Consider the following 24,730-nt stretch of genomic DNA (forward strand, 5'->3'; position numbering starts at 1 on the left):
CAGACAAGTAAATACAAATCGCAGAATAAATAGGCTGTGAGACCATTTGAGGCGCACAGCGGCGAAATTCTGGTCGGACAGCCTATTTATTCTGCGGGAAGATTCAAAAACATCTGATACGCTTGCCCGAAAAGATTATCTATGATATAGAGTAACAAGCTCACCCATTCTGCATATCAAGCATAAAGCTGCAAACTGCAAACAGGTACTTGACACATATCGGAAAATCGGATATAAATTGTTCATTATTTTTGCCGTTGTAGCTCAGTCGGTAGAGCAAAGGACTGAAAATCCTTGTGTCGACAGTTCGATTCTGTCCGACGGCATTATTTCATCTTTTTACTGTTTTTAACTTTCTTCAACATCTTCATTATCAATTATTATATATTTTATAGCTGCTTTTACTGTTGATTTTGTATTATATTCTTCAATATAAATGATACATAAATGATACGATATAAATAATACGGATGCCTCACTGTTCTACTTTTTAATATTCCGAAGGATGCGAAGCAAATCTAATCAAGTCTTTAGAATTGAGTATTATGAAAAAAAAGAAATGAAAATCGGCGAACCTCAGCTGGCGTATTCGCCTGTATTTATTTTGAAATAAAAAATGGGGAGACAAGGATTCGAACCTTGGAAGGCGGAGCCAACAGATTTACAGTCTGCCCCCTTTGACCGCTCGGGAATCTCCCCATATCGATGAGCCAACTTAGGGATTCGAACCCTAGACCCCGAGATTACAAATCACGTGCTCTGGCCAGCTGAGCTAAGTTGGCATAAATATGAGATGTATCATATCGGTTTCTTTATCATCTGTCAAGTGTAAAACACGTCTAAAAACTTCAGTTTTTTAAAGATTTTCTGTATATTTACACGAACAAAACAAAAAGAGCGTGGAAATGCCGCAAAAGTTGCTTACTTTTCCGCCATTTTCACGCTCCAACCACAATTAACTTGAGGATAATCCTCTTTACGCCCCTTACAGCTTGTGCATTTTCTTAGGCTGCGTCATGTTCTCCGGTTTCAGAATTTCGTCAAGCGCTTCCTTCGATAATAAACCGCGTTCCAACACAAGGTCGTAGACGCTGCGGTCATCTTTGAGGGCAGTCTTGGCAATATCGCTTGAGATTTCGTAGCCGAGTACCGGATTAAGCGCCGTCACCAAGCCGATACTTCGATAGGTCAGCTCCTTGCACCGCTCTACATTCGCTTCGATACCGTCAATACAGCGCAGCCGAAGCGTAGACATACCGTTGTTTAAAATCGAAATCGATTCCAAGATACTGTAAATGATAACCGGTTCAAAAACGTTCAGCTCCAACTGCCCTGCTTCGGCTGCCATCATTACCGTTGTATCGTTTCCGATAACACGGAAACATACCTGATTCATCACTTCGGGGATAACCGGATTGACTTTACCCGGCATAATCGATGAACCCGGCTGCATTGCAGGCAGATGTATTTCGTTCAAACCGGCGCGCGGTCCCGAGCCAAGCAAACGCAGGTCATTGCATATCTTGGAAATTTTTACTGCAAGGCGTTTCAGTTGTCCCGAATAGGAAACAAAGCAGGTGGTGTCATTCGTTGCGGCAATCAAATTCTTCGCTTTTGTAACAGGATAACCCGAAATTTCCGCAAGCCGTTTTGTTACCAAATCTGCATAGGCAGGGTCACTGTTGATACCGGTACCGATAGCGGTTGCCCCCATATTGATTTCGAGTAAGCCGGAAACAGCATGCCGTATATGCGGCACTTCCCCTTCCAAACTCGCCGCATACGATTCAAATTCCTGACCGAGTGTCATCGGCACCGCATCCTGCAGCTGCGTTCGACCCATCTTGATATGCCCGCCGAATTCTTTTCCTTTTTTACGGAAAGATGCGATCAAGTTTTCAAGCTCGGTAATCAGGCTTTCCGTATGTAAACAGATACCGAGTTTTGCCGCCGTCGGATACGCATCGTTGGTAGACTGCGCAAGATTGATGTGATTATTCGGATGGCAGAATGTATATTCGCCTTTTTTATGCCCCAGCAGTTCAAGTGCACGGTTTGCAATCACCTCATTTGCGTTCATATTGGTAGATGTTCCCGCACCGCCTTGAATCATATCTGCAGGGAATTGATCATGCAGTTTACCGGCAATAATTTCTTTACAAGCAGTGATAATGGCTTCCGCTGTCGGTTTTTCCAACAACCCTAATTCATAGTTTGCCTGTGCTGCCGCCTGCTTAACCATCGCAAGGGCTTTGATAAACCCCGGATAGGCGGAAAGATGCACGCCGGTAATATTGAAATTTTCCATACAACGGAGCGTTTGTACACCGTAATATGCCTCATCGGGAACGTCCCGATAACCTAAAAGATCATGTTCTTGCCGCATTGTTTCCTCCTTCTCTTGGCAATTGAAAAACACTAAAGACTGAGTTTTTAGAGCATTTCAGCTCAATTTTCTTATCAGCAGATAAATTTTCTTATTTCTGTTGCAACTCGTGGAGTGAATCAAAAGGATAAACACCACTTACGGTTGTCTCGATTCGATTACCGGCGGATGAGCCGAATATAACCGGAGCATCCGGCTGCATAAACTCGGAGATAACCTGCCGGCACGCGCCGCACGGCCCCACCGGATAATCCGCATCGGGAGTTGCGATTGCAATAGCCGTAAAATTTCTTTTACCCATTGCAACCGCGCTGAAAATAGCGGTGCGTTCGGCGCAGTTGGTCAATCCGTAAGAACGGTTTTCAACATTTACGCCGGTAACGACACTCCCGTCATCAAGTAGTAATGCAGCGCCTACTCTAAAATGAGAATAAGGAGCGTACGCATTTTTCGCAGCTTCCATAGCTTGTTCAAAGAGATGTTCGTACTTACTTGAATTTTTCATATTACTATTATACCATACAATCATGAAAATTGCAGCATTCGATAATCGTTTTATTATTTTTCCTATTCTTTTTTTATTCATATATATTTTTGCAGCAGCAGTCCCCCTCGGATCCGATATCTATTTAAAACCTGTGTGGGTACGCACCATCACACCGGATAGCGCTCAGGCAGAATTGGAAGGCATGGGGAACGAAGCCGAAAACGCAGTCCCACAGGCGGCAGCGGAACAATTTTCCGGTAAAACACCGAAAGTATTTTTGACGGAAAGCCGGTTTGGTTACTTTACCGCCGACGGTGAATTGCTCCGCTCATCTCCCGTAACCCAGCGCATTTCAGCTTCTTCCGCAGCGTGGACGGAATACGGAAGCGATGCCGCTAAAACACCGATCTACCGCCCCGATGGTTCGCTGATAACTGTCATCGAAGAACCGGGCTTTGTGTACATCGACGAAGACCGTTTCTACCTGTTTGAGCCGGGCGGAAGCGCCGTTAAACAATATGGCGCCGATGGAAAACCGCGCTGGCGTTATCTGCACACCGCACCGATTACTGCCTTTCATAGCACAAAAGGCGGAACTATTATTGGATTCTCTGACGGAAAACTCGTCGCTGTTGATGCTGCAGGCAATGTGCTATCCGACTTTTATCCGGGAGGCAGTGACTATCAGGTTATACTGGGAGCAGCAATCTCCACCGACGGGAAGCTTGCCGCCTGTGTGTGCGGAATTGACAGCCAACGAGCATTGCTTATACGGATAGACGGTAATAAATATAAAATCATACATCACCGAAAATTGGAAGGAAATCTTCGCAGGCAGGTCTTTGTGGATTTCGACGTAAAAGGTGAGAACGCCGTATTTGAGTGTGCCGAAGGGATTGGCTTTATCGACTGCGATCGGTTAATATCAGGTATTATGCCTCAACGCGGTACGGTCATTTCCGGCGGTCAAAATCCGTATAAGAATATTATGGCGATTATCAGCCGGCAGGAACAAAGCTCAACATTATCGTTTATCGAAGCGCCTTTTTATGTCGTTGGGCATACCTCCTTTCCTTCAAAAAATACGTTCCTTGTACAAGAACGGGAAACGATATTCCTTGCAACCGACACAAAATTAGCGCGTATCGATATAAAATAAAGTGAAAAATAGGATACTGATATGAAACGATTTTTCTTTTGCCTCTTAGCTGCAGTGGTATTTTTTGCAGAATTATCCGCACTGGAATGGCCTGCTGACACACAAAATTTCTTACGGCTTTTCGGACAACGCATCGGTGAAAATACTTTCGAACAAGGTTTAACCTTTGAAGAGGCGATGACGGTACGCGCCGCCGATGACGGTATCCTTTTGATCACTCTGGATAAAAAATATGGAACCGGCGCTTTTCCTTCTACACTCGGAAATGCATTGGTATTTTTACACGATGACGGACTTCAAACGGTTTATGGGAATCTGGACGACACTATGGTGTTCCGAAACAGAGCAACCACTGAATCAACTGCGGTTATCGGAAAAACGGGTAACAGCGGATGGGGGAAGCCTAACGACCTTATCTTTCAGGTCAGCGATAATCAAAAAAAAGTATATATCAATCCGTTGTTACTGCTTCCATCGGTCAACGATAAAATAGCGCCGCAGATACAAGATATCATTTTGATAAATGAGCAAAACACCATGTTTCAAGTGAGCGGACAAAAAAACGTACGGCAGGGAAGCTATGAATTATATGCGGATATCTCCGACACGATTACACAGGGCGGTCATAACTTTAGTCCTTTCCGTATTACGATTTTTGTGAACGGAACAAACATTCGAACCATTCCCTTTGAAACCATTATGCAAAAAGACGGCAGTTCCTATTTGGGCAACACTGCTCTTACCGATACGCTGCTATACCGGCGGAAAAACGGCCTCTATTTAGGGAAGATTATCTTAAACCGCGGAAAATCCGATATATTAATTACAGCCCGGGATATTACCGGCAATGAAAAATCGGAACGGTTTACCATCCAAGTAGACTAATAGATCAGGATAAACACATCAGATTGTATTTTAAAACCACGCAGAATAAAGGAAACTGGGCAAGCATTTGAACCGCGAAGAGGTTCAACTCTGGTTGGCCAGCCCCCATTATTCTGCGGGAATATTCTTGCAACTGTCTGATGAGATTGACCTAGCGGAGGAAATAGTGAAAAAATACGAACTGATACAGGCGCTGATTGAGGCGGGGGCGGTTTCCGTTATTCGGGCGGAAAATAAAGCGCAGGGGCTTAAAATCGTGGAGGCGGTGCGTGCCGGAGGAATCACGGCAATCGAAATTACGATGACGGTACCGCATGCCGACGAAATTATCCGTGAATTAAGCGAAGCATTCGGTGCGGATGTATTGCTGGGAGCCGGTACGGTACTCGATGCGGAAACGGCACGGGTATGCATTCTTGCCGGAGCGCAATACATTGTCGGGCCGTCCTTTAACGAGGACTGCGCCCGCCTCTGCAATCGATATGCAGTGCCGTATATTCCCGGCGTTATGACGCCGCAGGAAGCGGTGCGGGCGCTTGAGTTCGGCGCAGACATTCTCAAGCTGTTTCCGGCGGAGCTTTTCGGACCGAAAATCATCAGCGCCTTTAAGGGGCCGCTTCCGCAGGGAATTTATATGCCGACCGGCGGCATTACTGCCGAAAACGCAGCCGAGTGGATTAAAGCAGGCGCCGCTGTGCTCGGTATCGGGGGAGCGTTGACGAAGGGCGCTAAAACCGGCGACTTTGAATCGGTTACCCGCACCGCCCGTCAATTAAAGGAAGTAATCGCCGCTGCACGCGGTTTACAGTTGTAATCTAAAGGAAGCGGGGACATCTTAATAGTCGATGATCTTTTTTCAACCCCGTTAGGATGGAATCCTCAAGAATTATTATGAATACCAATTCGGAAACAGGCACATTGCTGAAAAAAAGGCAAGAGAATAAATGGCTTTTAGTATTTGAAAGCCTCTTAACCGGCTTATTGACGGGGCTGGTTATTACGGGCTTTCGGCTTTCGATCTCTTATCTTAAAAATAGCCGTATTGCATTATACGGTGTCATACGAACGGCAGGCACGCTCGGCGTCGTTCTTGCGCTGGCGGGGTTGGCGCTGGTAGGATTATTTATCGGTTTTATTATTACGAAATGGCCGATGATTAAAGGCGGCGGAGTAGCTCAGATCGAAGGCGTCTTTATGAAAAAATTGCAGTTCTCCCCGCTTTCGGAACTTCCGCTCAAATTTATCGGCGGCGTTCTCGGAATTGGACTGGGGCTTTCAATGGGACGCGAAGGACCGTCCGTGCAGCTTGGCGCTTATGTCGGGGATGCCGTTGAGCGGCTGGGAAAACGATCGTTTACCGAACGGATATGCCTAATCACTGCGGGAGCCGCCGCCGGACTGTCGGCAACGTTTAATGCGCCTTTTGCCGCGATTATTTTTGCGCTTGAGGACATCCATCACCATTTATCGCCGTTACTCTTAGCCTGTGTTATGGCCGGGTCTTTCGCAGGGGATTTTGCCGGAAGTATCTTTTTGGGTTCCGGCCCGATTTTCCGGTTTTTTACCACCGTAGAATTTCCGCTTTCTCAATTCGCATGGCTGATAGGACTTGGAATGTTTGTAACGCTTGTCGGGCATGGCTTTAAACAGTCGATCTATTTTTTCCAGCGATGCTATCAAACACTCCATATTCCGCCGGTTCTGCGGCCGGTTATTCCATTCTTGCTGTCGCTACCGGTCGGGTTGTGGTTGAGTTATTCCTCCGGCGGCGGAGACGGGCTGATAAAAGCGCTGACTGAACAGTCCTTCCCACTTACAACGCTGGTGATGTTCTTAGCCGTTAAGCTGCTTTTTACCGGCATTTCCGCAGGATCAGGCGCAATCGGCGGAATTTTCGTACCGCTCCTTGCTTGCGGAGCGACCGGCGGAGCGTTGTATGCAACGGCGCTTGTGCATCTCGGCTTATTAGCACAAGAACATGTGAATGCCATGATTCTCTTCGGTATGGCCGCCTGTTTTACCACTGTTATTAAAGCGCCGCTTACCGCCTGCGTTATTGTATTTGAAACAAGCGGCTCGCTCCATCAACTGAGCGGGTTGGTACTTACCTGTTTTACCGCTTATCTGACGGCAAATTTTATCGGTTCGCAGGCGCATGATCATATCCTTTTAACTCAAATCCTCGAATCGGAATATGAGCGGCCGGATCGAAAAATGAATGCGAACGCCGGTGTACCTCAACTGTATGAACTGCCAATCGGGTTACACTCAGTTGCTGCGTTAAAGAAAGTCCGCGAAATAGATTGGCCTCAAAAATGCCGTATCGTTGGTGTTATGCATGGTGAGGAGGAGATTATCCCCGATGGAACTACCGTATTATATCCCGGGGATAAACTGGTTGTCCTTGCTGAAGACGATACCGGCGCTCTGCTAGAACAGCTTACCGATTTAACCGCTGAACATACTCGCATTTCAAAGTAACCTGTTCGATAACTGTGTTTTCGAACAGGTTCGCTAAATAATTTTTAGGTAATCTTATAAATTTTTCTTGCTATTTACCGTATTCGACGCTATACTGATAGAATGAGTAAGCATTCGCATCTCTATCATTACTATGGCGAGATTGAGCGGGTGATATATTATAAGTTAAGGAGGAGATTATGAGTATTTCAAAAGAAAATATTTATAAGCTCGAAGGTCGTGTTCCGTTAAAGACCGCAATTCCGTTGGGTATGCAGCACGTTTTAGCTATGTATGCCGGAAACCTTGCACCTATTCTAGTTATATCGGGTGTACTTAATATCCCAGCGGATATTAAAGTTTCACTGCTTCAAAGCGCTATGTTTGTTGCAGGCGCTGTTACGTTTGTACAGTTGCGGCCGCTTTGGAAAATCGGTTCGGGTCTCCCCACTGTTATGGGAACCAGCTCAGGCTTTATCCCCGTTGCTATCGGCGTAGGATTGCAATATGCCGCAATGGGAGACTGGTCAAACGGATATGCCGCCATTCTGGGGGCATCATTCATCGGCGGTTTAATGGAGTTCTTGCTCGGGTTTATCGTAAAACCGCTCCGCAAGTTCTTACCACACGTTGTTACCGGAACCGTTGTTACCACCTTAGGAATTTCACTGATTCCCGTCGGTATTAAATTTGTCGGCGGAGGCGTTGGTCTTGAAAAAACTCCCGGTTTCGGCTCGATAAAAAATCTGCTCATTGCACTTTTTGTCTTTTTAACGATTATCTTTATCCGTCAGACATTTACCGGTTTTTTGAGTATTTCTTCCATCCTGATCGGACTTATCGCAGGTTATATTGTAGCGATCTTTATCGGTATGGTTGATTTTACGCCGGTAAAAAATGCTGCATGGATTTCCGCTCCGCTGCCGTTCTTTGCAGTAGGGCACCTGAACCTCTCCTTCCATTGGGATGCGATTGTTCCGTTCCTGCTTGTCTATCTTGCTACAACCGTAGAAACGATCGGTGATAACACCGGTATTGCGGTCGGCGGTCTCGGACGTGACATAACTGACAAAGAATTACAGGGAGCTGTCCATGCGGACGGATTCGGTAGTATGGTTGCCGCAATCTTCGGCGTTATGCCAAACACCTCATTTAGCCAGAACGTTGGTCTTATCGGTATGACCAAGGTTGTTAACCGATTTACTATCGGTATCGGCGCAGGCTTCTTAGTATTGTGCGGTTTCTTTCCTAAACTCGGTGCAGTCGTTTCGACTATCCCGAACCCCGTATTAGGCGGCGGTGTCTTGTTGATGTTCAGTATGATCACGATGAGCGGTTTAAACCTAATTTATCAAAACGGCAAAATTGCGGAACGTGATGTAGTTATTATCGCAGCATCGCTCGGCGTTGCGTTCGGTTTAAGCAATGTACCGGAAGTTATGCAGCATCTGCCGATGTGGTTCCAAAATATCTTTAAGCAGGCAATTGTCGGCGCTTTCGTTACCGCGCTTATTTTAAACATCTTGCTGCCGAAGTCAAAAGAGGATTAACCGATTTGAACATATCGCCGTACAAGAATAAATCTTCCAATGTTCCTCACGACACCGGCACTGATCAGCCGGTTGTCTCAGAATGTGGAAAGCGAATATTCTTTGTTACCGGCGAACAGGGCTGTGGAAAGTCAACCTTTCTCGCAGCCCTTATACAAAAATTTAATTTACAACCATCGGGCTTTATTACAAAAAAAGAAGAGGCATCGTCGGAATCTGCATTATATATGCATCCGATTGTCAGCGGTACAGCGATATATCGATATTCGACCGGCAACTGCGTCGGAATATGTCGTTCCCCAAAGCCGGTCGGTTTTGCCCCGATATTTGATGCATACGGAGTTATGTGTTTAAACCAAGCGGAGAAGACAATGCATTCTTCGTTTGACCGCGAGTGTACCAAAACACCACAGCCTTCTCTTTTGCCGGTAATCGTAATGGATGAACTCGGCGTTATGGAAGCAGAGGCGGAACTCTTTTTCCACACCGTATGTACTCTTTTTTCCAATCCGCGTTATTATATCCTCGGCGCTGTTAAGCCGCATAGAACACGCTTTTTACCGGTCTTGGAACAAATACCGGAGGCTGTAGTGTTTCATCTAACACCACAAAACAGACCTGCGTTATACAAGCAGCTTGAACAGGCGCAAAACTTTGCGGCATTTTTATATGCTGTCCACACTGAGATTCCAAACGGTAAAACTAATACCGAATAATATGAATACTATCTCGACAGTCCCCGCAAAAAACAATAATAGCAGTCGCGAACAACCGCTTACCGCAATTCTTCTTGCAGGAGGACTTTCAACTCGTATGGGCTGCTGCAAACAACTGCGTCCGCTTTGCGGAAAACCGTTAATTCAATACGGTATCGAAATGCTGTTTGAGGCAGGTATTACCCATCTGGTAATTACGGTTAATTCAGAAACGCAGCAGCCCATAACAGAAATGGTGGAACGCCTGACACAAAAACAACCTGTGCAAAGCAGCGCTCTAAAAGAACCGACCGCTGGAAGCAGAACTTTCCATCCATTCCGCTGCGATATTGTTTTTAATCCTGAACCGGAGCGGGGACAGGGACATTCGGCTGCTCTTGCGGTACAGACTGCTTCCGTCTGTCATACAGAGACGCTTGCAGTACAGACTGTTCGCCGCAGCTGCACGGAATGTCCTGCCTCAAATACCGTCCATACCTATACCCCAAGCGGCTTCTTATTTTGCACTGCCGACCAGCCTTTTTTACAAGCCAATAGCATTCGCAACCTCTGCGCCGTATTCCGTCTCAATCCCGGCCGCATTGTTTCTGCTGCCTTTAACGGCAAGCACTGTTCTCCGGTTATCTTTCCGGCGGCATTGGCCGGTGAGCTGAGCCGCTTGGACGGAAGCATCGGCGGCAGAACCGTAATGAACGCTCACCCTGACCTGATTCTACACTCCCCGCTCCACTCTGAAATGGAAGCCTTCGACATCGATACGCCCGAAGACTTTACGCATGCAGAAGAATATATGCAGCGCCAAATGCAGAGCAACCGTACCTGAAAGAGAAGATATACCTTCGGCGTCCTTTTACCGCCCTAACCGGAACATAAGGGTTTTCCCCCGTATCATAACCAGTGAAATACTTTCCATACCGGAAATAGCTTCTGCTGCCGAATAGACAATATTTTCTATGTCTTCAACTCTGCCGAAATATTGTACCGCATATTTTGTTTGAGCGGCGGATTGATGTACTACCCGTATTGTTTCAACTTTAGTGTTCAATGCATTTCGGAACTTGTTCATCAGTTTACTGTCGGCAGTATTGTTAATAGTAATTTCATACCGGATACCTTGCGCATAATCCCGCACCAATGCTTTTTTCGCTTGATCAACGGCAACGCTCATTGCTTTAAATACCGTTGATTTTATCGCGTTCTGCGCTGCCGCTTCGGTACTTCCGCGGTCGAACGTCTTGGGACTGCTATAAGGCACCGCTCCGAGTAATTCTCCTGTAGATGGATTATACATTTTCAAGTTGACTTCAGCTTGAGCATAGTAACCGCCCGTTTCTCGACCGCCCTGCACAAAACCATCAACTTCAATATAGACATCCGCACCCAGTTTTTGTGCAATCCATTGTACGACCGAAAGATCTGCCGTATCAGGTTCTTGGGTAAACAGCGAGGCACTGTCTGATTTCAATGCTTCTACCGCAGCATAATCAACGGCACGGTAGCCGTTATCGAGCAGGTATTTATTCGCCATATTGACAGCAGATTTTGAAAACGTATTTCCGTCTTTTGCCTTTTGATTTGGAACAACCATATACAGCATACCATCAACATACTGTGCGATAAATCCGACATTGTTTCCTTGCAATGCGCTCTTTGTTTTTGCCTCATGTACTTCGGAACTTGATAGAATATTGCCGCCCTTTGCAGAATAGGTACCGATCATATCGAGTGTACGGCGTATCTCATCTATTTTTACAGGAACGGTGATTTCGCAATAGTATCCACGGTATGTTTCGCCACGCCGCAAAATACGCATATAGTCGGTTTCAAGGTAAGCATTCGGCTTTGTATCGGCGTAAAAAGCCAAATAGAGCTTACTACGGTTCTGCATTTCTTCCGTCTCTCCGATAAGATCGATAATGGCTAGCCGCAACACATTTGCTTTTGCCTGATTAAGCGTCTCCAAAAACGTATATCCCTCTCCGGAACCGGCATAATAAGGGTTGACGCCTGTGTACTGCGGTACACTCGGCACAACAATACATGATGTCAAAAGCACTGACAGTAGTACATATAATACACTATTTTTTTTCATACGTTTCTCCCTTTTTTGTGAGTAATATCGGGGATATCCTGAAAGCAACTAACTTTTGGGACATCACCATTGTATATTCGTACCTAGAACCTGCCTGTTATTCCTATAAAAGCGTAAAAGTTCAAATGCGATGATAGAATATCCCACGCATAATCATTTACCTTATTGAGCCCCGGATTGGGAAAGAGGCTTTCGTTCTTCAATTTTTCAGCTGCTTGCGCTGGGCTCAGTAAATTGTGCATATAGCCAAAGCCGGCACTTCCGCCTATCGTCCAATTCCGCGAAATAAAGTAATCTGCCGATACCAAAACCCGCCCGCCGAGCTGGGCTGCCGTAACAGCAGTAGATCCTAGTTTTGATGAACCGGTTTGTGCAGCAACGGAGGTACCTGAAAAACAGAACTGTAATTCCGGTGTAATCTTAAAACGGGATGTATAGAAATTATAAACACCGACACCTAAATACCCTGTTCCGAAAGGTGTAAGCCGCATAGGTTTTGCACTAAGCACGGAGGCTTCACCAATCGGCTGTTGCATGGCATATTCATATCCGATCGATATACTGAGATGAAAATTTGCATGGTATACTGCCCGTATACCGAAGGTAGGCTGAACGCGCAGATATTCCTTTAAGTTTCTTGTCATTACTCCGGTAATGGGAACGGTTATACCCGCATACCCTTGCAGCAGAATACCGGACTTTAAAAGCTCTTTAACCCCATCCCCTTCGACAATCGGCTGGTCTGCATAAATCACCTTTGCAATCGAAAAAGTATCGTGTACTTCCGAAATAATTAGCAGACCGGTTTCTTTTACCGACTGCTTTCCGGCAACTGAGATAGACTTTTGAAGGATGTATTCATCTCCTGCATTTATACCGATGTCCTTTCCCAGCTCGATTGTAACGGTATTATTTTTACGATCAACGGCCAGTATTCCGCTTGCCAATGCAAATTCCGGTTCAAATTTGATAGCTGTATATATCGAACTGAGTAAGGAAGTGATTGCATCGTCAACAGCATCGGAACGCCGTTTTGCAATTTTTCTAACAGACAGCGGTATAACCCGCTCCCCTGCTGAACCGGAAACGTCGAGTATAGATAAGGCTCCTTCTATTCTGACCATCCAGTATTTTTTTATAACTTTTTTGCCCTCAACCTCAGTTTCTTCAAAGATAAGTTTTTCATCATAGTCGGTAATACGGGGTGCAAATACCAAAAATGCACCGGTCAGCCGTTCCCAATCTGCACGAGTAAAAGCTTCTTCCCCTGATAACACGGTTTCGGACATTTCCGACCGCTGTTCTTTTGTCCTTTTAATTTGATCGATAAAGGACGCAATAGTACTTGAGTTGAGCCGGTACTCCATACCAATCACGTTAAATCGTTTAAAAGAAGTGACAATGCCGATAATCCGTTGATCTATCCTTGCGGCAACTTCGGAAGGGACATATCCTGAATGAGAAAGCCTAAACACGGCGATATCTTTTTTACTGCTCACCGTTTGAGCGGATAGCAGCGTTGCTAAGAGTACATACACTAGAGCGAATACGTATCTTTTAAGATATTTAAACATGGCCGTATACTAGCATAACCGATAATTTCGGCGCAAGAGGAGAACAAGGGACAAACGCATAAGACGGTTTACCGGATATATTCCCGGATAAAAATTGAGGCTGCTCAACCAGAGTTGAACCTCTTCGCGGTTCAAATGGTCTCTCAGCCTCAATTTTTCTGCGGTGTTTAAGCTATCTGTCCTATGCATTTGTCTTTCTGCTAAAATACTAACTAATACAGAAGATATTTCTTGCGGATGTTGCTGAACTGCTTTGTCTCTTTTTCGATACGGGTAAAATAATCCTGTGTAGTTTGCAAAGGATTGGTGAGCTGTGTACAACCTGTTAATAAATGCAGACCGCAATATTTTTTGCCCGCATTGTTTATTGTAAACGTGTCGGGATAGAGGCGCTTGAGTTCGTAGAACATGGCGATTGCCGTCTTAACAGGAGCAAAATTGCAGCGGTCGGTAACGGCAATCTGCACTCCCCCGCAGAGCTGCCCCGTATAAAGCGAAAGCGATGGGGTAAAAAATGCGGGCAAAAAGCGCACGCCGTCCAAGCCTAACCGGTTCAGCTGATCGGCTAGGCGGTAAGCATCGATGTAGGGCGCCCCAAGATACTGAAACGGCATTGTCGTTCCCCGCCCCACCGAAAGGTTGGTTCCTTCAAATAAACAGACGCCCGCATACACGAGTGCTGTCTGCGGCGACGGAATATTGGGAGACGGCGGCACCCATATCAGGGGCAGCTCGTCAAAGTATGTTTCTCTATTCCAGCCTGTCATCGGGATTACCGTCAAATCACAGTGGATACCGTATTCGGTGTTGAAGAGCAGGGCAAGCTCCCCGACCGTCATACCGTGCCGCTGCACAATAGGAAAATATCCCGTAAAGGAACGGTATTCAAGCTCCAGCATATTTCCCTCGACGGCGCCGCCAATCGGATTCGGGCGGTCGAACACGACAAATTGTTTTTTATGCCGCGCACATTCTTCCATCGCGTATGCCATGGTGGAAATATAGGTATAGAACCGAGCGCCGACATCTTGAATATCAAAGCAGAGGATGTCGATATCTTTCAACATCTCCGGCGTCGGGCGCTTAGTGTTTCCGTAAAGGCTGTATACCGGCAGCCCCGTTCGCGGGTCGGCACTGTGTCCGATGGACGCCCCCTCCCGTTCGTTGCCCTGTATACCATGTTCAGGCGAAAAAAGTGCTGTAAGCTGCACCGACCGGCTCAACAGCACCGCGGAGGGCGTTCCGTCGGAATTGATGCCGGTTTGGTTGGTAATTAACCCTACCCGCTTCCCTGCAAAAACGGCGCGGTACTCCGGCAGCCGCTCAATCCCCAATTTCAGCCGATTCTCTGCCGTAGCTTCTTGGCATACAATACAAAATAAAAAGAAGAATACCGCCGCCGTTTTCACTTGGCGTAAATGGCATACAGATGTTTTCATAAGGGGATACAACCCAAATATATTTCTCATTGGGAGCATTATAGAGTACCTGCAAGCTTTGTTAAACCGGTATGGAAATTTTCAATGAGATGCAGTATATTTAGCAACAAAACACCCAAATACGGGTGAAACATATATCAGGAGGAAAAGATGAATACTGATACCATAAGAATGCGAAAGTTCTTTAACCGGATTACGGTAGCGGTGTTGGCCGTTATCGTATCGTTACTATGTACTGCGTGTCCCCAAAATGGTGGGGCTCCCGGCAACAACACGGGAAACTACACACAGGTACCCTTTGCACAGTTAGACGACTATCTTAAAACAAAAGCCTCTGCCAGCACAGTAAACTACATCGAAGTAACAGGGCTTAAAAAAGAAGACTTAGGAGGACTTATGGAAGCAAGTCCTCTCGGCAAAACTCTTAAAGCGTCACCTTCTAAAAAAGTTGCGCTTAAATTCGGTGGTACAATAGCAGGACTTACAGATATGTATTCTTGTTTTCGGGAATGCGAAACCCTTGTACAAGTTTCCGGAATACCCGAAGGGGTTACTGACATGAGTTCCTGCTTTAATGACTGTACAAACCTCACACAGGCACCGGTAATTCCCGCAAGCGTTACTGACATGAGTTTCTGCTTTAATGACTGTACAAACCTCACACAGACACCGATAATTCCCGCAAGCGTTACTGACATGAGCTACTGCTTTAGTGACTGTACAAACCTCTCCCAAACACCGGTCATTCCCGCCAATGTTACTGACATGAGATCTTGCTTTAATGACTGTACAAAGCTCACTCAAGCGCCAGTCATTCCTGTAAATGTTACGGATATGCAGAATTGCTTTTCCGGCTGCACAAATCTTAAAACTATTATACTGAAGTGTAATTATAATCCCGAAAAAGATAAGGACAATGATCCGTATTTCGAAGATGCCTTTGCTGGCTGTACGGCTTTAACGGCAGGCGGTATTAAGGTTCCTGCAGGACAGCTGGCAACGTACCAAGCTAATGCAGCCGTTATGGGCGTTACAGCGGATAAGTTTGCTGCCGAATAAGGTAAAACTTTTCGATATTTAAGAAAAATTATTTTTACGCGGGTAAAACTATAAGCTTCTCTCAACACTGCAGGCTTTAAACAGGGCAACCGCACCAGAAATATTTTAAACGGTTGCCTTCCGTCTGTGCGAAATTTCATAGGTATAAGGTGAGCGTCTAACAATGACGCCGCTCACCTTAACCGTCAAGTTTTCTTTCGAAAACTTGCGTATTGATGTGTGCGCTTTTCGCGCACTAATGCAACAGTTTCCAAGGTGCATACTTTGTTCAACTGTTGCATTTTAAGGAAATAAAATTTCGCACATTTTTCCTAGCAGACGGGTGAACACATCAGGCTGAGTATATAAAATCGCAGAATTATTGAGGTTGTGAGACCATTTGAACCGCGAAGAGGTTCAACTCTGGTTGAACAGCCTCAATAATTCTGCGGGGGTCGTAAAAAATGCCCAATATGTTTACCCTGATTCTGTGAGCCCTATAGCAGAAACCATCCGTTTTAAGTATACTAGCACCTAATTATGGAAGATAAAACGCAGGAAATGGAGCGGATTCAAGAACTGCTCGACAATAGGCACTACGTGGCTTTAATTGCAGAACTCGCCGAGATGAATGCGGTCGATGTAGCGGAAATATTGGATAAAGAAAATGCGGCAAATGCGGTGTTTCTTTTCAGAATGCTTCCGAAAGACCTTGCTGCTGAGGTATTTGCACTCCTTTCGAGCGAGCAGCAAAGTGCTTTTATTTCATCGATTACAGATAAAGAACTCGGTCCTATTCTGGACGAACTTGCGTTTGACGATGTCGTAGACCTTGTGGAAGAGATGCCTGCGAATGCCGTCAGAAAGATTTTAGCAAACTCCGGCGAAGAAGAACGTAAGCTCATCAATCAATTCCTCAAATATCCTCCCGATTCCGCAGGAAGCCTGATGACGATTGAATACGTCAGCCTTAAAAAGACGATGACGGTAAAACAGGCGTTGGACTACATCAGAGAGACGGGGCTTAAAAAAGAAACGATTTATACCTGTTATGTAACAGATGCGAACAGGGTGCTTGAGGGCATCGTTTCATTAAAAGAGTTGGTGCTGGCGCCCGAACAGGAACTGATTGAAAATATTTTTGAAAGCGAATGTATCTATGTGAACACTCACGATGACCAAGAAAGCGTTATCGCAGTTTTTAAGAAATACGCTTTCCTTGCCTTGCCTGTTGTCGATGCGGAAAAACGGCTGATCGGTATTATCACGGTTGACGACGTGATGGATGTTATGGAACAGGAGGCTACCGAAGACTTCCAGATCATGGCCGCTATGCAGCCGTCTGAAGATGCTTACCTGAACACCGGCGTTTTTAAACTTGCCAAGCACCGTATCGGTTGGCTGATGCTTTTGATGGTTTCGGAAACCTTTACCGGCAAGATCATCGAACACTACACTGAGCTGCTGGCGACGCTTACCATACTCACTTCTTTTATTCCTATGCTGATGGATACCGGCGGAAATTCAGGTAGTCAGTCATCGACATTAATTATCCGCGGTCTTGCGACCGGCGAAATTCAGCTGCGCGACTGGGCGAAAGTATTATGGAAAGAACTCCGTATCGCAATTATGGTGGGTGCGCTGCTCGGACTGACTATTTTTGTAAAATCTTGTTTCTTGGACGGTAAACCGGTTCTTGTTTCTGCCAGCGTCGGCTTAACACTTGTTGTAACCGTTACGATTGCAAAACTTACCGGCGGTCTTTTACCGATTCTCGCAAAAAGGCTCCACATGGATCCCGCTATTATGGCAGGACCGCTCATCACCACGATTGTAGATGCGGTTAGTCTTATTGTCTATTTTAAGATTGCAGGCTTCTTACTGTTTTAAGGTTCGACATTTATCGGGATTATATGAAATGGTTTGAGCGTTTCCGGTACCGTACATTTTCTCAGACTGCATCTGTCGAAGAGCTGTTGGTTGAAGTTTTCAGAAAAACCATTCATCTGTCATCGGCTTTAACCGTTGTCTTTGCTGAACATTGGTATACCCTGACAATTATCGGCATTGTCGTTATCAGCCTGCTCTACTGTATTTCAGAATTTCTCCGTATGCGCGGCTATGAACTTGGTATCATTGCGCATATTACCCGTTATGCATCACGGAAACGTGATAAAGGACGGTTTGTCTTAGGACCGCTGACACTTGCCGGCGGGATACTCCTTGCGCTTCTTCTCTTTCCCATGCATACGGCAAAGATTGCAATATTTGCACTTGCTTTTGGGGATGGTCTTGCAAGCCTTGTGGGGAAGCGCTTCGGTAAAATACGATTAGCTTTTTTTAAGGATAAAACGGTTGCGGGAAGTTTAGCCTGCTTTGCAGCAGTCTTCCTTTCGTCCTTTGCTGTCAGCAGGAATTTTTGGAAAAGCCTTATACTTGGTATTGTGGGCGCCGGTATCGAAATGCTCCCCCTTAAAGATTATGACAACCTTTTAATACCGGTGGCTATCGGCTTCCTTGCCTTGTTTCTCCGTGCGTAAGTTCTTTTTGGCTATTCCATTACTCAGCGTTCATCAAAAAGCACCGAAAATTGCCGGCAAGGTATAATTTTATACGCATATCCGAATGATAAGACGAAAAACGGCATCACCTATTGAAACTGTTGTATTCGCTCATAAAGCGCAGAGGCAATAGGTAAGAGCGTCTCTTTGGTGTTTTGCGCAGGATCGTCCAACACTGTTTCCAAAAGATCATGCAAAACCAGACCGAGACATTTTCCTGCGGGAATACCGATCGCCATTAAATCTTTTCCGTTAACCGCTAAATCTTTAAGGCTGTATGCCCCGTCCTCTTTGAGGAGCGTATCAATCCGTGCCGTAAATTCTACAATAAAGCTCGGCTTCGCATACGTACCGGTGAGCCCGAAAACATCCGCTTTTCGTAACGCAAATAAATCATCGATATTTTCTTTTCCGACACGGACGATAAAACGGCGAACGGCGGCATCAGTCCAAGAAGGATCATAATGAAACATGTGTTCGGCAACTAAATGAGCGGTCTTTTCTATTTCGGCATTGGAATATTTTAGCCGCCGCATAATGCTGCGGGTCATTTTTTCGGAGACAGCCTCGTGGCGGTAAAAGGTGCAGCTGCCGTCCGCCGCTTCTTTGCGGGTAGCAGGCTTCCCAATATCGTGGAAAAGCCCCGCGAGCCGGATATGGATGTGTTCCATTCCTGCAGGGCAGGCATTGCATACCAGAAAACTGTGGTCGAGTACATCAAAGTGATGATAGCTCCCCTGCTCAACGCCGCGGCATTCCATCAGCTCCGGGATAAAGAGATTCAGCAGCCCTGTACTTTCCATTAACCGCAAGCCGATAAGCGGGGTTTGACAGCTGAGCATTTTTGTAAACTCTTCGCGGAATCGTTCAATCGAAATTTTTTTGGTGATATGCAGAGCCTGCGGAATTGCTTGCAGTGTTCCCGCATCAACAGTAAAGCCGAGCTGCGCTGCAAAGCGAACCGCACGGACGGGGCGTAAGCCATCCTCTAAAAATCGGTCAAGCGGAGTCCCGACTGTTTGAATCCGCCCTGTATGGATATCGGCTCTGCCGTTAAAGGGATCGACGATTGCTCCGTCAGGAAGAGAAACCGCAATCGCATTCATCGTAAAGTCGCGACGGGCAAGGTCTGCTTCTATCGTTGCGGTATACGAAACGGCTGCGGGGTGCCGTCCGTCGGTATACTCCGCTTCGGTACGAAAAGTCGTACATTCAATATGTTTATTTTTATAGATGATGGTAACGGTACCGTGTTCTATACCCGTTGGAATTGTCCGCCGGAATAAGCGCATTACTTCCTGTGGCGGCGCATCGGTTGCAATATCCCAATCGCTTGCTTTTTTCTTTAAGAAAAAATCACGGACAGCCCCGCCTACGAGATATGCGGAAAAACCCGCTTCATGGAAATATCCGCTGATTTCTTTGAGTAGAGACGGAACGGGAAATTTTTGTTCCATGGCTTTGTACTTCAGTATCGAATTCCGGCTAAATAAAGAATCGTAAATCTTTTCTACCGGTCATATTGAATCGATATGCTGTGATATAGGTTCCCGTTATTGCAGTTAATGCGTTAATTGCTGCTGCGACGGAGCCGATAAAAAAGGCAGCCGGACGTAAAATTAAATATCCTGACTCAAAGCCCCGTCCGTAAAGCATACACAAGGATGTAAGCGCAATATACGTTCCTCCTGCAGGAAACCGTCCGAGCAGACACGAAAAGAGAGAGGCATATCCCACCAGCCAAAATATATCGCTAAAAGCTATCCTAAATACGTTAATTGAATAAGATTTTAAAATCACAACGAAACTGACGGTAATGACTAAAGCCGACCCCGCTCTTCCTAAAATGGAGAAAACAGGAAGGACAACGGAAGAAATACGCCGGCGTACACCAAGACTTTCGTTGGAGTGACGCAGCAATACACTGAGTGCAACATGGGTATCCTGTGAAAAAAAGGCTGCCATCATGGGGGCGAGGCTTGCATAGAGAACTCGATAGGGATTTATATCGCGGCAAAAGATCTTTAATAATGCGGGATAAATAACAAGGGCGATAATCAACAGGTCGACAATAAGCAGAATTGCAAAATCGACAAAAACCGCAGTCAACAGCATTTCGTGAAATTTAATCATCCAATAGGACGAAATGGCTACCATACCGAATACCAGCATATCCACAAAAAAGACCAGTACTGCATAAGAAATCCGCGCAAGGGAATCGATAAGCGTGATGGTTGGTTTTGCAATATTTCTGTCAACTGCACAACCTGCTCCTGCGAATCCGCCGAAAATGCAGAGCGGTAGGATATAGGTTCCGTTTACCAGCGCTTCGAAAGAACTGGAAGGAAGCAATTGTAACAGCGATTCTCTCACCCCAAGAACTTGTACATCGGATATGCCTTCTACAAAAATGGGTATACGTGCCGGTGTATGAATAAGTACGGATATTAATCCGATACAGGACAGTAATAATGCAGCGCCGCAGATAATGAGACTTGTAATAATCGCAACTTTGAGCAAACTTCTGTTTTCGCGTAATTCAAAGATACTGAGCGTAAATCCGAAAAAGACTGCCGGATAGAGGGCATACCTTCCGAACTGTATTGCCGCTTTTGATAAAAAGTCTACAGCCTGTACAAACAGCGTATTTTCGGCACCGGCAACAAGAGCAAAGGTTATCCCCAGCACGATACCGATAAAATATTTCAACCAAATTTTCATAACGATTGAGTGTAACCCAAAGATTGTACTGCGTCAACTCAGCGCTCAGTGCTCTTGAGTTTTCTAATCCTCCGCACGAAAAACACAGCCCCGGCCGCTTTTAGCTGACCGGAGCCGGTATACATTTACTCTGCAGGGGTTATCTTTATTGTGTAATCTTTACCATGCAAAACATTACCATTGTTTATAACCAATTTATAAGTTCCCGCTTGTAACTTTAAGGTGTAAGTCTCAGATGTTAGTTTTGTTTTGTTTGAAATCATTACACTGTTACTGTTATAGAGCCAGAAATCAAGACCACTGGAGCCGCTTGCCGTGGCAGCAAAAACTAATCTTGTTTCTTTTAACAGTTTAAACGGGAAACTTACTTGAGAACTTGAGGAAACTGTGCCTGACGTATCCAAAATTACACCAAGTTTCCATACGGCATAGAAAGTTTCATCGTCGTCAAGTTTTACTGTTTGTCCTGCACTAAAGTCGGGATACATTCCGTTATAATTTGACCAGCCTATAAAACTGTAGTAACTCAGCTCACTTGCAGGAGCCGCTTCCAAAGCATAATTTATACTTTTGCCGTATTCTGCGGTGTTCGTCACGGTTTTTACGATGTCTGTACCGTTGCCGCCAAGATTATATGTTACAGTATACGTTTTCGGATTCCAGACGGCATACAGCGTAAAGCCTTCGCTATTCGGCAACTGTGAATTGGAAAGGGAAACTTCCAATCCCGCACTCATTATTTGTTCTATTTGGTAACCTGAACTTGGTTTTTTGTACGTGCTCCAGCCTACAAAATTTCCGTTTGAATTCGTAAACGTGTTTGCAGGCAATGTTCCCTCGTATTTTAGCGTAACTGTGTTCAGCAAAAGATTGAGAGTAAATGCTATTCCGCTTCCGCCGTTTTCAGTATTGGGGTCAAATGTTACCGTAACGGATTCTTTTGCCCATATTGCATACAAAATCTTGTTTTCTGAAGCGGATGCCGATTCTCCTGCCTTGTACGACACGTATGTAGAATTTGTATGATTTCCCCAGCCCATGAAGACATAACCTGCCCTTGTGAACGTATTTTCCGGAACGATAAATTTGTACGAAGAACTTGCCGTATCGTATGCTACGGTTTTTGTAAAATCGCTTCCGACACCTCCGTTTGCATTAAAAGTCAAAACTATGTCGTCTTTCCAAACCGCATAAAATGTCTTATCTGCATAAATAGATATGCTTTCTTTATCGGTGTATTGAGCAAACGTTTCGCTTGCAGATGTATTCCAGCCGATAAAAGTACTTCCGGCTTTTGTAAACGGATTTTCATTTAAGGCTGTGGAAACTCCATAAGGCATACTCTGCGTCGTTGTCGTTTCTCCGCCGCTTGTAGTGCCTCCGTTTCCGTTGAATGTGATTACAGGATTTTCCTTCCATACGGCGTAAAGTGTGATTGCGGCTTCTGAGAATTTTACTCTTTCTTTATCGTCATATTTTCCGTATGTTGCGTCGCTGGTTTTAGCCCAACCTGCAAAACCGTAATTTTCTTTTGCAAAGGTGTTTGCTTTTAATTCAGTGTAAGTGTTTGCGGTTATAGTCTGCGTTGCGGTAGTGTTTCCGTCGGAATCTTTTCCGCCGTTTCCGTCAAAAGTGATAACAACCGGTCCCTTGTACTGCCAGACAGCATATAATGTAGTGTTTGCAGTAAAGTAAACGTCTGTTTGAGCGTCCGTGTACGTAGCGCTTGTTGAATAAGATGAATTTGACCAGCCTAAGAATTCATAGTTTTCTCGAATAAATGTATTGGATTTCAATTTATTATAATTTGTGGGCTTTCCTCCCCAATAACTATAACTCGGTTCGCTTCCGTATTTTACATACTGGCTTGTTTCTTCCGGCGTTGCAGTTCCGTCATTTTTATTGAACGTAAGTTTTACCGCCTCCGAAGATTTGTCTTCAAGCCAGCAGGCGTATAAATCTTTATCTTCCGTCAAAGTGATTTTTGATTCGTCGGTGTAAAAATTCGACACCGTTCCATAAGTTTTTGGAAGACTGCTTGAAGTATACCAGCCGTAGAAAACGTAGCCGGTGCGTTCAAATGTATTTTTCAAAAGGTTTCCAGTTGCGCCGCTTTCCGATTTTTCTAAAGTCTGTTCTTTGTAGTTGTACGTTGAACCTTCGAAGTTTGAATAGTAGGTGATGACGTAATGCGCGTCGTCATGCCAAAGTGCGTAAAGCGTCATGTCGCTGTCCGCGTAAAATGACCATATTTCCGCTTTGTCGGCGTATTCTTTTTTCTTTGAACTTTTTGATTTTGACCAGCCGGCAAAAGACATTCCGTCTCTTGTAAAAGTGTTCGCCCGCAGCGTAAAAGTTTCTCCCTTTTTAACATAATAAGATGTTTCTTCCGGCGTTGCGGAACCGTCATTTTTGTTATATGTAATCGTGATGCATTGTGATTGTTCAAGCCACACGGCATAAAGTGTTGTGTCTTCGTAAAAATATTCCACACCTTCTGCGTCTTTGTAGGCAATCTTATAGGAATCGTATGAATAAGTTTTTGTTTTACTCCAGCCCGCAAAAACATAGCCGGTACGAGTAAATGTATTTTTATCCAATATAAATTTTTCGCTTGAGGAAGAAACGTTTACCGTTTGAATTTTCGTTTCCGCCTCACTGTCGCCGTCTTTTATAAATCCTGCGTCAAAAGTAACTTTAAAAGATTCAATTTTTTTCCAAACCGCATAAAAATTAAGGTCTGAGCTTACTTTTACGCTATCGCCTGCCTTGTATTCGGGAGTGGCTGCCTCTGCTGTTTTTGCCCACCCCAAAAACTCATGCCCCTTCCTTGATTCCGATCGAAAAGATGCAGTTTCGCCTTCTTTGTATTTTAACCAATAAGTCGGAGCTGTTGCACCGTCATAGTTCTTGTGATAAGTGATGGTGTAATATGTTGCGCTGCCTCCGGAACCAATACTGGAGCCACAGCTTATAAAAAATGCTTGAACCGTAAAGGCTAAAAGCATGACCATAAAAAAACGTATCGTTTTTTTCATAAAGAGACCTCCATTCTTTTTATACAGAGACCTCCATTCTTTTTATACAGAGACCTCCATTCTTCCACCCCAAGAACATTTTACCATCTTTTATACCGTGTGAGCTACTGTTTTTTTGACACTATTTATAATGCGGAATCCCTGTTCTAAATCATACAAATAGCACGATTTAGAACATCCCATTTAAAGGTACCCTATTCCGAAACGGAAGTTTCCGAACAGATTTAGTAACCGCATAAGACTGATTTTTGGGAGGGACGGGGGGGGGGCAAGTGTATTCAGCGACTGCATCGTAGTTATGGAGACCGCCTTGTTTGACGGCATAGCGTACATTTCTCCGCCTCCTCGAACAAAGGATATGCTTTCGGCGAGAACTTCGATCGTTGCGCTCACTACCGAATTTGCATCGCACACCTGCCCTGTTTACTGCTGCCACATGCTGCACAGGCTTGTGCAATATTGCGAATATCGTTTCAGCGGTAACACAACCACATCAATCACCGCCAGAATTTCATCGATTGTCGCTGTACATTGTAACAGATTTGGTTATTGTTTAGAATAAGAAAACCGCAGCAAGTTTCAGCAATGCTCAATTTGACTGCAATCGATAACCGGTTGCGTTAC

Annotated in this window: 18 protein-coding genes and 3 tRNA genes; 11 read left to right on the forward strand and 10 right to left on the reverse strand. The window is 45.1% G+C overall.

Annotated elements, in window-relative coordinates; translation table 11 throughout:
• The first annotated feature begins 253 nt into the window (after positions 1 to 253).
• Positions 254 to 326, forward strand: a tRNA-Phe gene (locus tag DWB79_RS00830).
• 291 nt (positions 327 to 617) lie between these two features.
• Here the strand turns inward: DWB79_RS00830 and DWB79_RS00835 are convergent.
• The 4 genes from DWB79_RS00835 to DWB79_RS00850 all read right to left on the reverse strand — a co-directional run bounded on the left by DWB79_RS00835 (position 618) and on the right by DWB79_RS00850 (position 2,891).
• Positions 618 to 699 (reverse strand) — tRNA-Tyr (locus tag DWB79_RS00835).
• A 9-nt stretch (positions 700 to 708) separates the two neighbouring features.
• Positions 709 to 782 (reverse strand) — tRNA-Thr (locus DWB79_RS00840).
• Between the two features lie 203 nt (positions 783 to 985).
• Positions 986 to 2,386 (reverse strand): aspartate ammonia-lyase, encoded by a 1,401-nt coding sequence (aspA, locus tag DWB79_RS00845; RefSeq protein WP_016670491.1) that lies wholly within the window; start codon positions 2,384 to 2,386, stop codon positions 986 to 988.
• A 91-nt stretch (positions 2,387 to 2,477) separates the two neighbouring features.
• The gene (locus DWB79_RS00850) at positions 2,478 to 2,891 is read right to left on the reverse strand and encodes a cytidine deaminase (protein ID WP_016670492.1); all 414 of its coding nucleotides are present in this window, start codon (positions 2,889 to 2,891) and stop codon (positions 2,478 to 2,480) included.
• Between the two features lie 22 nt (positions 2,892 to 2,913).
• On the opposite strand from DWB79_RS00850, the gene DWB79_RS00855 reads away from it, so the two are divergent.
• The 7 genes from DWB79_RS00855 (at position 2,914) to DWB79_RS00885 (ending at position 10,466) form a co-directional block, all read left to right on the forward strand.
• On the forward strand, positions 2,914 to 4,032 hold the full coding sequence (locus DWB79_RS00855) for a hypothetical protein (protein WP_016670493.1): 1,119 nt from the start codon (positions 2,914 to 2,916) through the stop codon (positions 4,030 to 4,032).
• A 21-nt stretch (positions 4,033 to 4,053) separates the two neighbouring features.
• Positions 4,054 to 4,917, forward strand: coding sequence for a peptidoglycan DD-metalloendopeptidase family protein (locus tag DWB79_RS00860; protein ID WP_016670494.1), 864 nt, complete (start codon positions 4,054 to 4,056; stop codon positions 4,915 to 4,917).
• 166 nt (positions 4,918 to 5,083) lie between these two features.
• A complete protein-coding gene (locus tag DWB79_RS00865) occupies positions 5,084 to 5,731 on the forward strand; it encodes a bifunctional 2-keto-4-hydroxyglutarate aldolase/2-keto-3-deoxy-6-phosphogluconate aldolase (RefSeq protein WP_016670495.1) in 648 nt (215 codons plus the stop codon).
• A 77-nt stretch (positions 5,732 to 5,808) separates the two neighbouring features.
• Positions 5,809 to 7,398, forward strand: coding sequence for a ClC family H(+)/Cl(-) exchange transporter (locus tag DWB79_RS00870; RefSeq protein ID WP_245541273.1), 1,590 nt, complete (start codon positions 5,809 to 5,811; stop codon positions 7,396 to 7,398).
• 179 nt (positions 7,399 to 7,577) lie between these two features.
• The gene (locus DWB79_RS00875; protein ID WP_016670497.1) at positions 7,578 to 8,927 is read left to right on the forward strand and encodes a uracil-xanthine permease family protein; all 1,350 of its coding nucleotides are present in this window, start codon (positions 7,578 to 7,580) and stop codon (positions 8,925 to 8,927) included.
• A gap of 5 nt (positions 8,928 to 8,932) precedes the next feature.
• On the forward strand, positions 8,933 to 9,643 hold the full coding sequence (locus DWB79_RS00880; protein ID WP_016670498.1) for a nucleoside-triphosphatase: 711 nt from the start codon (positions 8,933 to 8,935) through the stop codon (positions 9,641 to 9,643).
• Position 9,644: 1 nt separating this feature from the next.
• On the forward strand, positions 9,645 to 10,466 hold the full coding sequence (locus DWB79_RS00885; protein ID WP_051125808.1) for a nucleotidyltransferase family protein: 822 nt from the start codon (positions 9,645 to 9,647) through the stop codon (positions 10,464 to 10,466).
• A 27-nt stretch (positions 10,467 to 10,493) separates the two neighbouring features.
• Here DWB79_RS00885 and DWB79_RS00890 read toward each other — a convergent pair whose 3' ends face one another.
• From DWB79_RS00890 to DWB79_RS00900, 3 genes are all read right to left on the reverse strand, one after another.
• The gene (locus DWB79_RS00890) at positions 10,494 to 11,735 is read right to left on the reverse strand and encodes a hypothetical protein (RefSeq protein WP_016670500.1); all 1,242 of its coding nucleotides are present in this window, start codon (positions 11,733 to 11,735) and stop codon (positions 10,494 to 10,496) included.
• 83 nt (positions 11,736 to 11,818) lie between these two features.
• Positions 11,819 to 13,309: a hypothetical protein gene (locus tag DWB79_RS00895; protein WP_016670501.1), complete on the reverse strand. Its 1,491-nt coding sequence runs from the start codon at positions 13,307 to 13,309 to the stop codon at positions 11,819 to 11,821.
• A 212-nt stretch (positions 13,310 to 13,521) separates the two neighbouring features.
• Positions 13,522 to 14,748 carry an exo-beta-N-acetylmuramidase NamZ family protein gene (locus DWB79_RS00900; RefSeq protein WP_051125809.1) on the reverse strand — a complete coding sequence of 409 codons (1,227 nt, stop codon included), beginning with the start codon at positions 14,746 to 14,748 and terminating at the stop codon, positions 13,522 to 13,524.
• 150 nt (positions 14,749 to 14,898) lie between these two features.
• Here DWB79_RS00900 and DWB79_RS00905 point away from each other — a divergent pair, with 150 nt between their 5' ends.
• From DWB79_RS00905 to DWB79_RS00915, 3 genes are all read left to right on the forward strand, one after another.
• Positions 14,899 to 15,807 carry a BspA family leucine-rich repeat surface protein gene (locus DWB79_RS00905; RefSeq protein WP_016670503.1) on the forward strand — a complete coding sequence of 303 codons (909 nt, stop codon included), beginning with the start codon at positions 14,899 to 14,901 and terminating at the stop codon, positions 15,805 to 15,807.
• 519 nt (positions 15,808 to 16,326) lie between these two features.
• A complete protein-coding gene (gene mgtE, locus DWB79_RS00910; protein ID WP_016670504.1) occupies positions 16,327 to 17,676 on the forward strand; it encodes a magnesium transporter in 1,350 nt (449 codons plus the stop codon).
• A gap of 23 nt (positions 17,677 to 17,699) precedes the next feature.
• On the forward strand, positions 17,700 to 18,326 hold the full coding sequence (locus DWB79_RS00915; RefSeq protein WP_016670505.1) for a diacylglycerol/polyprenol kinase family protein: 627 nt from the start codon (positions 17,700 to 17,702) through the stop codon (positions 18,324 to 18,326).
• Positions 18,327 to 18,436: 110 nt separating this feature from the next.
• Here the strand turns inward: DWB79_RS00915 and DWB79_RS00920 are convergent, their stop codons facing one another.
• The 3 genes from DWB79_RS00920 to DWB79_RS00930 all read right to left on the reverse strand — a co-directional run bounded on the left by DWB79_RS00920 (position 18,437) and on the right by DWB79_RS00930 (position 24,106).
• Entirely contained in the window at positions 18,437 to 19,804 is a 1,368-nt protein-coding gene (locus DWB79_RS00920; RefSeq protein ID WP_016670506.1) for a CCA tRNA nucleotidyltransferase, read from the reverse strand.
• 28 nt (positions 19,805 to 19,832) lie between these two features.
• A complete protein-coding gene (locus tag DWB79_RS00925) occupies positions 19,833 to 21,068 on the reverse strand; it encodes a dicarboxylate/amino acid:cation symporter (protein ID WP_016670507.1) in 1,236 nt (411 codons plus the stop codon).
• Positions 21,069 to 21,193: 125 nt separating this feature from the next.
• Positions 21,194 to 24,106, reverse strand: a complete 2,913-nt coding sequence (locus tag DWB79_RS00930; protein WP_016670508.1) for an InlB B-repeat-containing protein — start codon at positions 24,104 to 24,106, stop codon at positions 21,194 to 21,196.
• Positions 24,107 to 24,730 lie beyond the last annotated feature (624 nt).

It is taken from the genome of Treponema medium, assembly GCF_017161265.1.
GTDB lineage: Bacteria > Spirochaetota > Spirochaetia > Treponematales > Treponemataceae > Treponema > Treponema medium.

Coding starts and splice junctions, on each gene's coding strand:
- DWB79_RS00905 (WP_016670503.1), top strand. CDS start 14,899: ATGAATACTGATACCATAAGAATGCGAAAGTTCTTTAACCGGATTACG.
- DWB79_RS00860 (WP_016670494.1), top strand. CDS start 4,054: ATGAAACGATTTTTCTTTTGCCTCTTAGCTGCAGTGGTATTTTTTGCA.
- DWB79_RS00920 (WP_016670506.1), bottom strand. CDS start 19,804: ATGGAACAAAAATTTCCCGTTCCGTCTCTACTCAAAGAAATCAGCGGA.
- DWB79_RS00900 (WP_051125809.1), bottom strand. CDS start 14,748: ATGAAAACATCTGTATGCCATTTACGCCAAGTGAAAACGGCGGCGGTA.
- DWB79_RS00855 (WP_016670493.1), top strand. CDS start 2,914: ATGAAAATTGCAGCATTCGATAATCGTTTTATTATTTTTCCTATTCTT.
- DWB79_RS00850 (WP_016670492.1), bottom strand. CDS start 2,891: ATGAAAAATTCAAGTAAGTACGAACATCTCTTTGAACAAGCTATGGAA.
- DWB79_RS00885 (WP_051125808.1), top strand. CDS start 9,645: ATGAATACTATCTCGACAGTCCCCGCAAAAAACAATAATAGCAGTCGC.
- DWB79_RS00890 (WP_016670500.1), bottom strand. CDS start 11,735: ATGAAAAAAAATAGTGTATTATATGTACTACTGTCAGTGCTTTTGACA.
- DWB79_RS00895 (WP_016670501.1), bottom strand. CDS start 13,309: ATGTTTAAATATCTTAAAAGATACGTATTCGCTCTAGTGTATGTACTC.
- DWB79_RS00875 (WP_016670497.1), top strand. CDS start 7,578: ATGAGTATTTCAAAAGAAAATATTTATAAGCTCGAAGGTCGTGTTCCG.
- aspA (WP_016670491.1), bottom strand. CDS start 2,386: ATGCGGCAAGAACATGATCTTTTAGGTTATCGGGACGTTCCCGATGAG.
- DWB79_RS00870 (WP_245541273.1), top strand. CDS start 5,809: ATGAATACCAATTCGGAAACAGGCACATTGCTGAAAAAAAGGCAAGAG.
- DWB79_RS00915 (WP_016670505.1), top strand. CDS start 17,700: ATGAAATGGTTTGAGCGTTTCCGGTACCGTACATTTTCTCAGACTGCA.
- DWB79_RS00930 (WP_016670508.1), bottom strand. CDS start 24,106: ATGAAAAAAACGATACGTTTTTTTATGGTCATGCTTTTAGCCTTTACG.
- DWB79_RS00925 (WP_016670507.1), bottom strand. CDS start 21,068: ATGAAAATTTGGTTGAAATATTTTATCGGTATCGTGCTGGGGATAACC.
- mgtE (WP_016670504.1), top strand. CDS start 16,327: ATGGAAGATAAAACGCAGGAAATGGAGCGGATTCAAGAACTGCTCGAC.